We start from the raw sequence: 14,380 nt of genomic DNA on the forward strand, positions 1-14,380 counted from the left end.
GAGATACCACAATATTTATAACCAATATAAGGCTTGTAAAGGAGTTTCCCTCTCCTTGTAGGAGAGGGTTAGGGTGAGGTGAATGCAATACGATATTGATGTTATGCCGCAAACAATGGACTAAAACCTTTTTTACGCAATAATTTGCGGTACATGCTGGAACTGCGGTCCGCTGGAAAATGCGCTTCGATGCTTAAATCCAAAGGCAAATATTCAGGCTTTTGTGATTCAGAGACTAAGCGGTCTTCCTCAAATATTTTCAGGTTAAAGTCGTAAGCATCTTCTACAGGCAGGTCTTTGTCATAGTTACGGCAAATCGGTGCAAATAGACGGGTAGAACGAGCAGTCATCGGTGAAGCCGCATTCATAATCACTTGCTTGCTGTTATTTGGAAAATGAATCGTCAGCGTTGCGGTAAACGGCAGATGAATTTCAAAATGGCGCAGCCATTGAAAGCCATCTTGTCCACGTTGTTCTAAACCAATCGGGTAGCGCCCAACACTGCTCCAGTAATCTGCATGGAATCCTGTTGCAGTTTCAATGGTTTTATAGTCAGGTACTTCTGTATTTTCAGGGTCACCAAAAGTTTCTGGATGTACCCATGCAAAATGCGCGACATCAATAAAGCCTTCAAGCTGCCTGCCTGCGAAGCATTGAAAATCGACCGTTGGGCAAACCAATTGCTGAAACTCGGATTCATCCCAATATGGCATTGCAGGGATATTCGGTGCAGCCTCTTTAGCGGCAGTGAGGGAGCACCAAATTAAGCCATAACGTTCGACAGCTGCATAAGTTCGTAAATTAAAGCGAGGGGAGATCTTGTGATCGGGATGTGCGGGTATACGGTTGCAATGCCCATGTTCACCAAAGCGTAAGCCATGATAGCGGCAGACTACCCCTAGACCATCATTTTTGCCTAAACTTAGCGGTACGCCCCTATGCGGGCAGGCGTCTTTAGCGACAACCAGTTCATTTCCCATTTTATAGATAACGAGCGGCATATCTAAAAGCACAGTGCCATAAGGCTGTTCTGTAATGTCTCTCGATAAAGCAATCGGATACCAATATTCTGCAAGTAAGTGCCAGTCATGTTTTTCAAAAGTCATATGCACAGGCAAGTCCGGATTAAATGTCGCAATGGCTTTACTGGTCATTTTAGGCTCTGTTTTTATGTAAACTCGCATATTGAGCGAACTAAAAATGTAATGAAATTTCAATTATTGGAATACGGAGGAATAAAAAATCGAACATGCAAATGTGCAACATTCAGAAAAGGAGGGGAAATTGAAAAAAGAAAATAAGACAAAAGATGACACGGACATGAATTCTTACGAATAACAAAGTAGAAATAAATAAGACCAATACTTTGAAAAATTTCATTACATATTGAAAAATAAAGAATTATATTTAAATCAATATGCAATCATCAATTATCATAAAAGCGTCATAAAGATGTAACCTAACTGTCATACTCTAAAATCAAAATGCAGATATCGAAAAAGTACAAGACTTTAAAAACAAAAGTGGCGTACTCCAATAAATGCATCAATTAAGAGAGATGAGAATGCGCTTAAATCATATCGCACTTGCTATGGTACTCACTACTGGGGCAACAGTCGCTACAACTGCAAATGCAGCTCGTGACACGATCCAAATTGCTGGTTCTTCAACTGTACTGCCTTATGCAAGTATTGTTGCAGAAGAGTTTGGTAATACATTCCCACAATTTAAAGCACCTGTCGTTGGTTCAGGCGGTACTTCGGGTGGTTTGAAACAATTCTGTAATGGTGTTGGCGACAACACAATTGACGTTGCAAATGCATCTCGTAAAATTAAAGATACTGAATTGGCTGCATGTAAAAAAGCCGGCGTTAACCAAATCTTAGAAATTAAAGTTGGATATGACGGTATCGTATTTGCGTCAAATGCGAAAAAAGCGGCTTTTAAACTTCGCCCACAGCATGTATTTGCTGCACTCGCTGCGGAACTACCATCAAAAGGTAAATTGGTTCCAAACCCATACACTCGTTGGAATCAAATCGACCCAACTTTACCAAATGAAGCAATCACTTTAGTTATTCCTGCATCAAACCACGGTACACGTGAAGTGTTCCAAGAAAAAATGGTTGATGCTGGCTGTGAAACTTATGAAGCTTTCGCAAAATTAGATAAAGATGCTCAGAAAAAAGCATGTTCAACTTTCCGTAAAGATGGTCGTGTGATTGAAATTGCAGGCGACTATACAGCAACATTGGCACGTTTAAAAACATCTCCTAATGCGGTTGGTGTATTCGGTCTAGGTTTCTATGACCAAAACCGTGACAAGCTACGTGTGGCAACAGTAAACAACGTTGCACCTTCTGAGAAGACGATTTTAAATGGTTCATACCCAGTATCTCGTCCATTGTTCTTCTACGTAAAAGGCGAGCACTTAAAATCAATTAAAGGCTTAAAAGAGTTCACAGAATTCTTCCTCAGTAAAAAAGTATCAGGTAAAGGTTCTAAGCTAGAAAAAGCAGGCTTAATTTCAATGTCTGATAAAGATCGCGCTGCAGTTCTTGCAAACTTTAAAGCTGGTAAAGCAGTTAAATAATTGGATTGAAACAGCCAATGGCAGGATTGACCTGCCATTGGCTTTTTGCAAAGAAACAGTTTTTTCAAGAAGGGCTTTTGAAAAAACAGTGGAGATTACATGAATCTGCTACTTATTGGTGTGTTGCTCGCAATTATTGCAATCGCTTATCAAGTTGGACTGACCAAAAGTCGCAAACTTGCAGGTAAAGGCAATAACTCAGCAATGTTGCATTCACGACCGGGCTATTATGGTGTTTTGGTCGCTTTATGGTGTGGGATTCCCGCTTTTTTAATCTTGATTGTTTGGAACTTGGTTGAACCGAGTATTTTTCAACATGTAATTTTAAATAATGTTCCCGAAAATATTCGTTTAAGTTTAGATCCTGCAAGCACGAGTGTAATGGTTGACCGCGTTCAAGTGATTGCTTCTGGTTTTGGAGTAAGTGATACGCCAGCTGCATATGAACTTGCAGCAGCAGAACAGTTAAAGAAAATTGAAAACATCGGCTCATATGCAAAATTGGCCGTTGTGATTTGTGCGGCATTGATTGGTTTAGTCATGGCTAAACGCCGCATCGCAGAAAAATATCGTGCACGTAACCAAGTCGAAAAAGTCATTAATATTGCATTGGCACTGTGTTCGGGTGTCGCAATCCTGACAACAGTTGGCATTGTGATGTCGATGTTCAGTGAAGCCATGCGTTTCTTTAGTTTTGTTAGTCCACTAGATTTCTTCTTAGGCACTGAATGGAACCCCGGCTTTAGTACATCAGGGAATGCTGAAGGTAGTTATGGTTTGCTGCCACTCCTTTGGGGCACACTCATGGTCAGTGGTATTGCGCTATTGGTTGCTGTTCCAGTTGGTTTGATGATTGCCATTTATTTAGCTGAATATGCCAAGCCAAGTTTTCGCGCCTGGGCAAAACCGGCTATTGAAGTTCTCGCAGGTATTCCAACCATCGTTTATGGTGTATTTGCCTTAATGATTATTGGACCCTTTGCAAAACAGCTCGGCGCATATATCGGACTCGATATTAATGCAACCAGTGCTTTAACAGCAGGCTTTGTGATGGGGATTATGATTATCCCATTCGTTTCATCATTATCTGACGACATCATTACCCAAGTCCCTCGCGCGCTTCGTGACGGTTCACTTGGTTTGGGTGCGACAAAATCAGAAACCATTCGTCAAGTGGTGATTCCAGCTGCATTGCCGGGCATTATCGGTGCATTCTTATTGGCAGCATCTCGTGCGATTGGTGAAACCATGATTGTGGTGCTTGCAGCAGGGAACAGTCCTTTACTGCATATCAACCCACTCGAAGCGGTGTCTACCGTCACCATTACCATCGTAAACCAATTAACAGGTGATACAGACTTTGCGAGTCCTCAAGCATTGGTCGCTTTTGCACTCGGTTTAACACTGTTTGTGATTACTTTAGGTCTGAATATTGTTGCACTGTACATTGTGCGTAAATACCGTGAGCAATACGAATGAGTACGACGAATACATCAAATATGGATCAAACTTTTGATCCGCTCGCAGCCGCAGAGCTTCGTGAAAAACGTAAGAAAATCATTGAAAACTCATTGGCGAAAAGACACCGTAAAGAAAATACCTTCCGTGTCTTGGGTTTTAGTGCAGTAGTGACTGGCTTATTGTTCGTCGTGCTATTGTTTGGTAGTATTTTAGCCAAAGGTTTACCTGCATTCTGGCAAAGCTCGATGACGGTACCTGTGTTTTTTGATCCAAACATTGTCAAAGTTGGTGCGAAACCAATTCAAAAAGAAGGTGAATCACCTGCACAGTTCCAAGAGCGTTACATTGCTTGGCAAACTGAAATGGGCATGGTGGATTGGGATGCGCTCATCGTAAATGGCATCATAGCAAAAGATCCAGCGATTGCCTCACAACGTGATGATCTCAACAGTTTATATACAAGTTCAGAAGCTTATCGCTTACGTGACATGGTAATGGCAGATCCGTCATTGATTGGTCAAAAACAAGATTTTAAAATCCTTGCAGATGCTAATGTCGATGTCTGGTTGGCTGGTAATATTGACCGCAGCTTGCCTGATGAACAGCAACAATTGAGCCCAGAAGTACGCCAACTTGCAGATAAACTTAAAGCTGATGGTGTTATTACTAACTCATTTAATACTGAAATATTTAAGAATCCAGACTCTCGTAGCTCACCTGCAACTTCAGGTTTAGCTGGGGCGTTTATGGGGTCGTTATTTATGATGCTGATCGTGATCATTATTTCAATTCCAATCGGTGTAGCATCCGCAATTTACTTAGAAGAATTTGCACCTAAAAACTGGATTACCGATGTTGTCGAAGTCAACATTAACAACTTAGCAGCGGTTCCTTCGATTGTCTTTGGTTTGCTTGGTGCAGCGATCTTTATTGGTTGGATGCATATGCCGCTTTCGGCTCCTGTGGTTGGTGGTTTAGTCTTAAGTTTGATGACTTTGCCAACGGTCATTATTACCACACGTGCTTCACTAAAAGCTGTTCCTCCATCGATCCGTCAAGCCGCTTTAGGTTTGGGTGCATCACGTTTACAAACTGTATTTCACCACGTCTTGCCACTGGCATTACCAGGTATCTTAACCGGTGCCATTATTGGTGTTGCGCAAGCCCTAGGAGAAACTGCTCCATTATTATTGATTGGTATGAGTGCCTTTGTGGCAAGTGTACCAGCCACTCCTTTAGATCAATCCACTGCATTACCTGTACAAATTTTCCTTTGGCAAGGTAATGAGCTACGTAACTTCTTTGAAGGACGTACCGCAGCAGCAATCATTGTACTTCTTGCTCTCATGATCGGCTTAAACAGTTTAGCCATCTGGTTACGTAAGAAATTTGAAGTACGCTGGTAATTGAGGGCATTATATGAATAGCGTCATTACAACTGAAAAGAATTCCTTATATCAGGATAAGTCCGTGAATCCAGAACAAACACAATTTACCTCTGCTCAGGGCAGCCAAAAACAAACCAATACTGCGTTTGTGTCACAATTCGATACGCAATCTAGCGCGAAAAAAGATGCGAAATCGAGCAATGTGAAAATCAGTACCAATGATGTGCATGTGTACTATGGTGAATCTGAAGCGATCAAAGGCATAGATCTGAACATTTATGAAAATGAAGTGATTGCCTTTATTGGTCCGTCTGGTTGTGGTAAGTCAACTTTCCTACGTACGCTCAACCGTATGAATGACACGATTGATTCTTGTCGTGTGACAGGGCAAGTGCTTATGGATAATCAAGATATCTATGATCCAAATCTCGATGTGGTGTTACTGCGTGCCCAAGTGGGTATGGTTTTCCAAAAGCCGAACCCATTCCCAAAGTCTATTTTTGACAATGTCGCTTATGGTCCAAAATTGCATGGTTTGGCACGTGACAAATACGACATGGAAGAAATTGTTGAAAATAGTCTGCGTAAAGCAGGCCTTTGGGATGAAGTGAAAGACCGTTTGAACCAACCGGGTACAGGACTTTCAGGTGGTCAGCAGCAACGTCTATGTATTGCGCGAACCATTGCTGTCAGTCCTGAAGTGATTTTAATGGATGAACCTTGTTCAGCACTCGATCCAATTGCAACAGCAAAAGTAGAAGAGCTCATCACTGAACTTTCAGCGCAATATACCATTGCGATTGTGACACACTCGATGCAACAAGCAGCGCGTGTTTCTGACCGTACCGCATATTTCCATTTGGGTGATTTAATTGAAGTGAATTCCACTGAAAAAGTCTTTACCCAACCGGATCATCAGCTTACAGAAGCCTATATTACCGGTCGTTTTGGTTAATCTAGACTGTTTGAAAATAGAGCCGAAAGGCTCTTTTTTTATGAAGTCAATAATTAGGTAGAAAAGAATTGATAGAAATAAAAAGCTCAATTTGACTCAATGAGAATTATTTTCAAAAAATAGATTGAATTTTTGTGATGTAACCCACATGTTATACAACATAAATATGAATTAAATGAGTTTCAATTTTATGCTATTTCATAATCCCAAGTTGCCTGCGGAAATTCGTGTAAGCCACTTAAATGCACGTATCAATGAACAACGAAAAAAAATTGCGCAAACGACTGCATCTAAACTTGAGCTGCTGCAACTAAGCCAACAATTATCAAAAGAAGCGCGCGCACGTAAAAAGAATAACCAAAAAATTTATGTAATCGATTTTAATGGTGATACCGCTGCATCTGCGGTAACGAGTCTACGTGAAGAAATTACCCTGATCTTAGCGACAGCAAAAGCAGGACGTGACCGCGTGGTTTTACGATTAGAAAGTCCAGGCGGGATGGTGCATGGCTATGGTCTGGCCGCTGCACAATTGGTACGTTTACGTGATGCTGGATTTAACTTAACCATTTGCGTGGATAAAGTTGCTGCAAGCGGTGGCTATATGATGGCCTGCATTGCAAATGAGATCGTTTCAGCACCATTTGCCGTGGTGGGTTCGATTGGTGTGGTTGCACAAGTGCCGAACTTTAACCGTTTATTGAAAGAAAAACATATCGATTTTGAACTGTATACCGCGGGTCAGTTCAAACGTACCGTAACTATGTTTGGTGAAAATACTGCTGAAGGTAAAGCCAAATTTGAAGAAGAGTTACAGCAAACCCATAACTTGTTTAAACACTTTGTTGAAAAATACCGTCCTCAGCTCAATGTCGATAAAGTTGCCACAGGTGAGCATTGGTATGGTCAAGATGCAATGGATCTCAATTTGGTCGATAAACTCCAAACGTCAGATGAATATCTATTAAGTCTTATGCCACAACATGATGTATATATGATTGAAACCCGCAAAAAACCAACACTGGGTGAGAAGTTAGGCTTACAAGCAGCACAAATTGCGGATTCATTGGTTCCTGCTGTCATGTCAAAAGTGATGGAATCATTGAGCAAAGCTAATCCAAATATCGTTCAATTAAAAGATCTAAAATTTTAAAATCTTTATGCTTATAAAGTATTTAAAGCTCACTTCGGTGAGCTTTTTTTATGCTAAACGATGCTGTTGTGATAGATTGCGTTGCGTACATAGATATTGATGATAATGATGTCTAATTTTCTGTTTATTTTAGGTGGTGTCATTTGCCTAATGGTTTGGCCTTGGCTATATTTGCTGCATTTTCAAAGTGTGAAAAAATCTGTGCTGAAACAGTATGCTGCGCTGTTTGGCCCAGCAGCAACACTGTTGGCAGGCTATATTTATTGTTCATCACTACAGGTAGATGTTCGCTCTGAAGCCTGCGGCACTGTTGTGGCCTATCAGAGTTATATGAGTAGCGGAAATATAAATAAAAGACAGCCTTTTGAGCGGGTTGAAATTTTAGTGAATCATACAAAATATACACGGCATTTTCGTATAGATGATGATCTACAAAAAATGCCAGCGGGAGCAAAAGCGTGCTTTCAGTATTATGACCGAAAATTGAATCCGCAAATGTCAGATTCAATCTTAATTCAATGGACTGCTTAAATATTTAACTGATGTTACGCAGTAACACCAGAAGTGCAATTTGATTCAAATAAAACAACGATACGCGGTAACGTCATCCGCAAGTGTTTGAGACAGGGCTGCTTCTAATCAAAAATGTTTTTGCGATACTTTGAATACGTAGACGCGAGCGAACGAGTTTTGCGGTGAGGAGCATTGCTCCGCAAGATGGTTTCCTTGCGAAGCTTCGCTTCTCATTTTGCCGAATGAGAAACATCGTTTCGTAAAAGTACCTCCAGCCGAAGGCTAATCCCGTTATTCAATTCCTAGATGTAAGACTCCGTCGAATAGACTTAAAAATCATTTTTAAAATGAGAAATTACTTCTAGGTGCGTAACATCAGTATTTAAGATAAAAAATATTCAGGCTTTTGTTTAGCGTTATTCAACAAATTTGATGTCATTAAACAAATACCACCAGTGATCATCGCACCAAGTGTTGCAAGTAGCATATCTTTATGTGCATCCCAAATATCACCTTGTTGCCCATTGTAATTTTCAGCGTCCTCTGGTGATAAGCCAATGGCAATCAGCCATTCGATCCATTCATAAAATAAACTGGTCGCCATGACGAATTGTACGACCAATAAAAAGAGTGTTCCGGCTTTTAACTGCGGTAGCCAGATTTGAAATATGCGATAAAAGAACGGGTAGAGCAGCAAACCAAAGGCAAGATGTACAAGCCGATCATACATATTCCGAGTCCATCCCATGCTTTGGTCAAGGTTGAAACCGAGGAGAGCTTGTGTCCATTCAGAATAAGGCACATAAGAATATAAATAATGGGCACCAATGACATGAATTAGTAAAAAGCCAAGATACAGACAAACTGTTGTGAAACTTAGCCCTATTTTATAGAGGAAAACGAGCAACACGATCAGCATAAACGCTGTGCCGATTTGATGGAGGATATACGCTTCCATTTCTAAAGGTTGGATACTGGCGATCACAATGGCAAGAGTTAATAATGCAAAAGCTAAGATGTGCTTAAGTTTTAATTTGAAATCAATCATGAAAAGGCAAAGCTCAAAATTTTTATCGGTGTGCAATGTTTATAATTCGCGGCAAGTATAGCCATAATGCGATGAAAGGTGTTAGTTCGACGGCGTTAGAATTTGTGCATTATTTTTTCAAATGTCATCAGCTAGCAACTAGGGATAAGTATTTTCAAAAAGATTGTATTAAACTCAGATGTATATCGAAGTTTATGTATTTGGAAGTAACTATGGCCGTTGTTGAGGCATTTATTGCGACTCAAAATTGTTATTTTAACTATGAGTTTGAAGAACTTTATTTAACAGATGATTTTCCAGAAGAGCTCTCTGTGTCTTTGCGTGGCATGATGTTTCGCCATGAAATTCAGTATCCCGATGCCACATATTATGTTTATTACTCAGATGTTTTAACAGGCTGTGAATTACAGCGAATGAAAGATGATTGGGCGAAATATTGCCCTGCAGAATAAAATTGCGTCTAAATTTTCTATCTCCTTATAGGAGATGAGAATCCTCAGAATATATTCTGAGTTCGCAAGGGAGAGTTGGATAGTCTCATCTCCTTGCGGAGCATGCTCCTCATCTCAAAGAGAGCAGAAGTATTATAAATAAAAAACGAGGCATGAAGCCTCGTTTTTTTTGATCTATCTAAAATTAGATTTTAGAAATAAGATCTTTAATGTTTGCTGCTTGAGTTGATGCATTACCTGTATATGTTGCAGGTGTCATTTCTGCAAGACGCGCACGGTCAGCAGCTGGAACAGCTTCTAATTCGTTACCATTTACGAAATCAACCATCATTTCGCGAGTCATTGCTTGACCACGAGTTAGGGCTTTAAGTTTTTCGTAAGGTTTTTCAACTGCATAACGACGCATAACAGTTTGAATCGGTTCTGCAAGTACTTCTTGCGCATGGTCAAGGTCTTCAAGAATACGTTGAGCATTCAATTCAAGTTTACCAATACCTTTAGAGCAAGCTTCAAAAGCGATCAAGCTTTGTGCAAAACCAACACCCATGTTACGAAGCACAGTTGAGTCAGTTAAGTCACGCTGCCAACGAGATACAGGAAGTTTTTCACCAAGGTGAGCCAATACCGCATTCGCAATACCCAAGTTACCTTCAGAGTTTTCGAAGTCAATTGGGTTAACTTTATGTGGCATTGTTGAAGAACCAACTTCGCCTTCTTTCAAACGTTGTTTGAAGAAACCAAGTGAGATGTAGCCCCAAACGTCACGGTTAAAGTCGATCAAAATGGTGTTGAAACGACGTAGCGCATCAAAAAGTTCCGCCATGTAGTCATGTGGTTCGATTTGAGTGGTGTACGGGTTAAATTCTAAATCTAATGATTCAACAAATGCTTGTGAATGCGCAGGCCAGTTAATTTCAGGGTAAGCAGAGTAGTGCGCGTTGTAGTTACCTACTGCACCATTGATTTTACCAAGTAATTCAACTTGTTTGAATTGTTTGATTTGACGTGCAAGGCGGTAAGCCACGTTCGCCATTTCTTTACCCAAAGTTGTTGGGCTTGCAGTTTGACCATGTGTACGAGACAACATTGGTTGTTCAGCGTGTTGTTCAGCCAAAGCAACGATTGAATCGATGATTTGCTGCATTGCTGCAACTAAAACTTCACGGCCATTTTTAAGCATTAAAGCATGAGACAAGTTGTTGATGTCTTCAGATGTACATGCAAAGTGAATGAATTCTCCAGCATTTTTAAGCTCATCGATATGTGCGATTTGCTCTTTTAAGAAGTACTCAACTGCTTTTACGTCATGGTTTGTTGTACGTTCAATTTCTTTAATGCGGTTTGCATTGTCTTCAGAGAAGTTCGCAACAATTGCATCAAGCGCAGCGTTAGTTTCAGCACTGAACGCTGGAACTTCAGTGATTTCAGGACGGTTTGCAAGCGCTTGTAACCAACGCACTTCAACAGTCACACGAGCATGGATTAAACCAAACTCAGAGAGGAAGGGACGTAGAGCATCACATTTGCTTGCGTAACGTCCATCTAATGGAGAAAGTGCGGTTAAAGCGTTCATAGCGATTCCTTAAATTTTGGAATTAAACGTAAAACAAAAAGCCCGTACTGCATCAGTTAAACCACCTGATACTGTAAACGGGCAAGATCTTGAATATCTTGTAGTAGCTTGCGCTTACTGAAAATCATACCCCATGAGCTACCACCGAGCTGACGCCATAAATGTGCCATTTGTAAGCCGGTAAATAAGGTGGCGCGAATGCGATTGGTATGAGAAGTGTCTTTAAATGCTTCGGCATTACCACGAACCATAATACGTGGATTAATTTGGCCTGCAGTTTCAATATAGGTTTGCGCTAAATTGGCAATGATACTTGGATGTAAATAATTATTATCAAAAAAGGAAAGCTGTCTTAGAATTTTTTGTTGGGATTGTTCGATGATTTCGACAAATTTAGGATTGCTATAGACTTTCTTTTCTAACTGCAATAACGCCATCGCATACGTCATGGGTAGCTTAGTATTGGCAAGTTTAGGAAGTCTAGATTTGGGAGATGTATTGAAGGGTTGAGTAATGCTACTTTCTAAGGTTTTTAATCCCAGCGAAATATCCGCCAAGCCACTAAAAAAATCAAGCGTCTGACTAGACTGATTCGACTTAGGACGGATATTTAAACTGGCTTTAATGAGATGTTCAAAATAAAAGTTACCGCTTTCCCCGATACTCTGTTGCCCAGTCAATGCAGTCATGTGGGTCAGCTGTGTCGCTTGAAAAACAGCAGCTAACGCCAATGCACGATTTTGGCGAGTATTCAGAGTCTGAGGCTGTTGAAACGGTAACTCTGTCATCCGAAACAATCCTTATTCAATAAAATCCGGTTTAGGCGCATTGGTATGATGAATCACACCACCCCCTAAACAAACTTCACCGGTGTAGAACACCACACTTTGACCCGGTGTAACAGCACGTTGTGGCTCATCGAATTCGACACGCACACCATTTGGCGCTGTAGGGTCTTTAAATATTGTACAGTCTTGGTCAGGCTGACGATAACGAGTTTTCGCTGTGCAGCGGAAGCCTGATTCAGGAATCTCTTGTTCACCAGCCACCCAATCAATCGCTTCAGACCATAAAATGGTGCTTTGCATGAGTGGATGTTCATGACCTTGACCAACGACTAGGCGATTACCTTCGATATCTTTATGCAGTACAAACCAAGCGCCTTCTTCAGCACCTTTTAGACCACCAAGACCGATGCCACCACGTTGGCCGAGCGTATAGTACATTAAGCCGTGATGTTCACCAACCTCTTTACCCGTGTCTAGGACGATTTTTCCGGGTTGAGCAGGTAAATATTGCTTTAAGAAGTCATTAAATCGACGTTCGCCAATAAAGCAAATTCCTGTTGAATCTTTTTTCTTCGCGGTGATTAGACCTAATTCTTCAGCGATTTTACGCACTTGTGGTTTTTCAATTTCACCCACAGGGAACAAAGTTTTGTTAATTTCACGACCATGCACTGCATGTAGGAAATAGGTTTGGTCTTTGTTGTTGTCTAGACCACGCAGTAGAGGGGCATACTCTTCACCACGTGAATTTTTTAGCGTTTCACCACGGCGGCAATAGTGGCCTGTCGCAATAAAGTCAGCACCTAAGTTCACAGCATGGTCGAGAAATGCACGGAATTTAATTTCTTTATTGCAGAGAATATCTGGGTTTGGTGTACGACCTGCGGCATATTCTTCTAAGAAATGCTCAAAGACACGGTCCCAATATTCCATCGCAAAGTTTGCGGTATGAAGTTTGATTCCAATTTTGTCACAAACGGCTTGAGCATCGGCAAGATCTTCCATTGCCGTACAGTATTCCGTGCCGTCATCTTCTTCCCAGTTTTTCATGAAAAGACCTTCAACTTGATAACCTTGTTGAAGTAAAAGTGCTGCAGATACAGAAGAATCTACACCACCAGACATACCGACGATGACACGTTGTTGCATAGGATTAAGCATCCAAATTTGAAATTAAGGGAGAATTTTGGTGCTCGTAAATGAGCGATAAAGGAAATTTTTGACCTGAAAGAGCATCTTGCACAGCTTTGATGACTAATGGACTACGCGCACGGGCAGACTCAATGAGTTCATCAAGCGTCATCCATACTGCACCGGCAATACCTGTGTCTAATTGTGCATCGGCATGGTGCTGAATGTCTTTAGCTAAGAAACAGAAACGGAAATAAGTACGATCAGGGAACATCGGAGGAGTATAAGTATACATGCCTAGGAGGTTCGTGATTTCTACATCGTGACCTGTTTCTTCCATGGTTTCTCGAATGGCGGCTTCAATAATGGTTTCGCCAGCTTCAACATGACCTGCAGGTTGATTAAATACAGTATGGGTCACACCTTCTGTATGTTCTTCAACAAATAGGAATTTTCCGTCTTTTTCAACGACTGTCGCAACAGTGACGTGAGCAGTCCAAGCGGTCATAGAAAAGCACCATGGGGTAAAAACGCTATTCTACAAAATTTAGGGAGCGGTGGCTACGATGGGAGGTGAATTCTTTGGATAGAGATATTTTTTAGCGTAGAAATTTATGGAACACTGGTTCATAAATGGGGTTGGAAACAATGAATCATAAAAAGCCCTGTACAGTTGATATAGGCTTTTTTTGTAATATGGATATGATTAATATTAAAAAATAATTAATACATGCACTATTTCAATTGTTACTTTCAATTGCCATTTCATAAGAACCCTGAAATTGGAACTTCATTGTTTCATCTGTAGTCGAGTTAATGAATTTTTCCATTTGTTCTTTATACTCACCATGTCCTGATTTATACATAGCTAATAAATATCCCCATTTAGCATACGGATAGGCTGGATCATCTTTGGGGTGATGTGTGCTGAAAAAACAGGAGGTTTTAACTTGGTAAACTAAACACACTCATCAGGAGTTTACCATGAGCAAGAAACACAAGACTTACACCACAGAATTTAAAGCTGAAGCCATCAAATTAATTGAAGCCAATCAAGGCAATGTCTCGGAAACAGCTAGACTGATATACGCTGAATTATCAGGAGACTTTCCCTTGGGAGATTCTAGGCAGCCAACTTATAAAAGTCTTCGGCCATTTGATTTGGTGTCTTAAAACCCAAACCCTTTTGAATTCTTCGATGATTATAAAATAACTCAATGTATTTTATAATATCTGCTTTGGCTTCTTCTCTGGTTTGATAGTTGTAATGATGCACTAACTCATTTTTCAGTATTCCCCAAAAGCTTTCAATCGGTGCATTATCG

General features: G+C 40.7%; 14 protein-coding genes. 7 read left to right on the plus strand and 7 right to left on the minus strand.

Going from position 1 to position 14,380, the window contains the following annotated elements; genetic code table 11:
- Positions 1–101: 101 nt before the first annotated feature.
- Positions 102–1,154: a Rieske 2Fe-2S domain-containing protein gene (locus FTU37_RS06225; protein ID WP_180055095.1), complete on the minus strand. Its 1,053-nt coding sequence runs from the start codon at positions 1,152–1,154 to the stop codon at positions 102–104.
- A gap of 410 nt (positions 1,155–1,564) precedes the next feature.
- Here FTU37_RS06225 and FTU37_RS06230 point away from each other — a divergent pair, with 410 nt between their 5' ends.
- The 6 genes from FTU37_RS06230 (at position 1,565) to FTU37_RS06255 (ending at position 8,081) form a co-directional block, all read left to right on the plus strand.
- On the plus strand, positions 1,565–2,593 hold the full coding sequence (locus FTU37_RS06230; protein WP_180124002.1) for a substrate-binding domain-containing protein: 1,029 nt from the start codon (positions 1,565–1,567) through the stop codon (positions 2,591–2,593).
- A 99-nt stretch (positions 2,594–2,692) separates the two neighbouring features.
- Positions 2,693–4,072 carry a phosphate ABC transporter permease subunit PstC gene (pstC, locus tag FTU37_RS06235; protein ID WP_180124003.1) on the plus strand — a complete coding sequence of 460 codons (1,380 nt, stop codon included), beginning with the start codon at positions 2,693–2,695 and terminating at the stop codon, positions 4,070–4,072.
- Positions 4,069–5,460: a phosphate ABC transporter permease PstA gene (gene pstA, locus FTU37_RS06240; protein WP_180124004.1), complete on the plus strand. Its 1,392-nt coding sequence runs from the start codon at positions 4,069–4,071 to the stop codon at positions 5,458–5,460. Before pstC ends, pstA begins: the two co-directional genes overlap by 4 nt.
- A 13-nt stretch (positions 5,461–5,473) precedes the next feature.
- Positions 5,474–6,397 (plus strand): phosphate ABC transporter ATP-binding protein PstB, encoded by a 924-nt coding sequence (gene pstB, locus FTU37_RS06245; protein WP_218948527.1) that lies wholly within the window; start codon positions 5,474–5,476, stop codon positions 6,395–6,397.
- Between the two features lie 190 nt (positions 6,398–6,587).
- Positions 6,588–7,550: a protease SohB gene (sohB, locus tag FTU37_RS06250; protein WP_180124005.1), complete on the plus strand. Its 963-nt coding sequence runs from the start codon at positions 6,588–6,590 to the stop codon at positions 7,548–7,550.
- A 105-nt stretch (positions 7,551–7,655) separates the two neighbouring features.
- Positions 7,656–8,081, plus strand: a complete 426-nt coding sequence (locus tag FTU37_RS06255; RefSeq protein WP_252725857.1) for a hypothetical protein — start codon at positions 7,656–7,658, stop codon at positions 8,079–8,081.
- A gap of 364 nt (positions 8,082–8,445) precedes the next feature.
- Here the strand turns inward: FTU37_RS06255 and FTU37_RS06260 are convergent, their stop codons facing one another.
- Complete coding sequence (locus FTU37_RS06260; protein WP_180124006.1) at positions 8,446–9,111, minus strand: DUF2238 domain-containing protein; 666 nt, start codon at positions 9,109–9,111, stop codon at positions 8,446–8,448.
- Between the two features lie 212 nt (positions 9,112–9,323).
- On the opposite strand from FTU37_RS06260, the gene FTU37_RS06265 reads away from it, so the two are divergent.
- Positions 9,324–9,563, plus strand: a complete 240-nt coding sequence (locus FTU37_RS06265) for a hypothetical protein (protein WP_168379205.1) — start codon at positions 9,324–9,326, stop codon at positions 9,561–9,563.
- Between the two features lie 184 nt (positions 9,564–9,747).
- On the opposite strand, the gene purB is transcribed toward FTU37_RS06265, so the two are convergent.
- The 5 genes from purB to FTU37_RS06295 form a co-directional block, all read right to left on the minus strand.
- Positions 9,748–11,136 carry an adenylosuccinate lyase gene (gene purB / locus FTU37_RS06270; protein WP_180124007.1) on the minus strand — a complete coding sequence of 463 codons (1,389 nt, stop codon included), beginning with the start codon at positions 11,134–11,136 and terminating at the stop codon, positions 9,748–9,750.
- Between the two features lie 56 nt (positions 11,137–11,192).
- Entirely contained in the window at positions 11,193–11,924 is a 732-nt protein-coding gene (gene hflD / locus FTU37_RS06275; RefSeq protein WP_078190181.1) for a high frequency lysogenization protein HflD, read from the minus strand.
- Between the two features lie 12 nt (positions 11,925–11,936).
- The gene (gene mnmA, locus FTU37_RS06280) at positions 11,937–13,073 is read right to left on the minus strand and encodes a tRNA 2-thiouridine(34) synthase MnmA (protein WP_168379207.1); all 1,137 of its coding nucleotides are present in this window, start codon (positions 13,071–13,073) and stop codon (positions 11,937–11,939) included.
- Positions 13,074–13,077: 4 nt separating this feature from the next.
- The gene (locus tag FTU37_RS06285; protein WP_168379208.1) at positions 13,078–13,563 is read right to left on the minus strand and encodes an NUDIX hydrolase; all 486 of its coding nucleotides are present in this window, start codon (positions 13,561–13,563) and stop codon (positions 13,078–13,080) included.
- A gap of 615 nt (positions 13,564–14,178) precedes the next feature.
- The coding region (locus FTU37_RS06295; RefSeq protein WP_153888945.1) for an IS3 family transposase at positions 14,179–14,380 on the minus strand (202 nt) is incomplete at its 5' end.

Origin of the sequence: Acinetobacter sp. YH12097 (genome assembly GCF_013419225.1) — a bacterium.
Taxonomy (GTDB): domain Bacteria; phylum Pseudomonadota; class Gammaproteobacteria; order Pseudomonadales; family Moraxellaceae; genus Acinetobacter; species Acinetobacter amyesii.

What these genes read in the sequence shown, in the direction of transcription:
- FTU37_RS06225 (WP_180055095.1), bottom strand. Translation starts at nt 1,154, where the DNA reads ATGACCAGTAAAGCCATTGCGACATTTAATCCGGACTTGCCTGTGCAT.
- FTU37_RS06230 (WP_180124002.1), top strand. Translation starts at nt 1,565, where the DNA reads ATGCGCTTAAATCATATCGCACTTGCTATGGTACTCACTACTGGGGCA.
- pstC (WP_180124003.1), top strand. Translation starts at nt 2,693, where the DNA reads ATGAATCTGCTACTTATTGGTGTGTTGCTCGCAATTATTGCAATCGCT.
- pstA (WP_180124004.1), top strand. Translation starts at nt 4,069, where the DNA reads ATGAGTACGACGAATACATCAAATATGGATCAAACTTTTGATCCGCTC.
- pstB (WP_218948527.1), top strand. Translation starts at nt 5,474, where the DNA reads ATGAATAGCGTCATTACAACTGAAAAGAATTCCTTATATCAGGATAAG.
- sohB (WP_180124005.1), top strand. Translation starts at nt 6,588, where the DNA reads ATGCTATTTCATAATCCCAAGTTGCCTGCGGAAATTCGTGTAAGCCAC.
- FTU37_RS06255 (WP_252725857.1), top strand. Translation starts at nt 7,656, where the DNA reads ATGATGTCTAATTTTCTGTTTATTTTAGGTGGTGTCATTTGCCTAATG.
- FTU37_RS06260 (WP_180124006.1), bottom strand. Translation starts at nt 9,111, where the DNA reads ATGATTGATTTCAAATTAAAACTTAAGCACATCTTAGCTTTTGCATTA.
- FTU37_RS06265 (WP_168379205.1), top strand. Translation starts at nt 9,324, where the DNA reads ATGGCCGTTGTTGAGGCATTTATTGCGACTCAAAATTGTTATTTTAAC.
- purB (WP_180124007.1), bottom strand. Translation starts at nt 11,136, where the DNA reads ATGAACGCTTTAACCGCACTTTCTCCATTAGATGGACGTTACGCAAGC.
- hflD (WP_078190181.1), bottom strand. Translation starts at nt 11,924, where the DNA reads ATGACAGAGTTACCGTTTCAACAGCCTCAGACTCTGAATACTCGCCAA.
- mnmA (WP_168379207.1), bottom strand. Translation starts at nt 13,073, where the DNA reads ATGCAACAACGTGTCATCGTCGGTATGTCTGGTGGTGTAGATTCTTCT.
- FTU37_RS06285 (WP_168379208.1), bottom strand. Translation starts at nt 13,563, where the DNA reads ATGACCGCTTGGACTGCTCACGTCACTGTTGCGACAGTCGTTGAAAAA.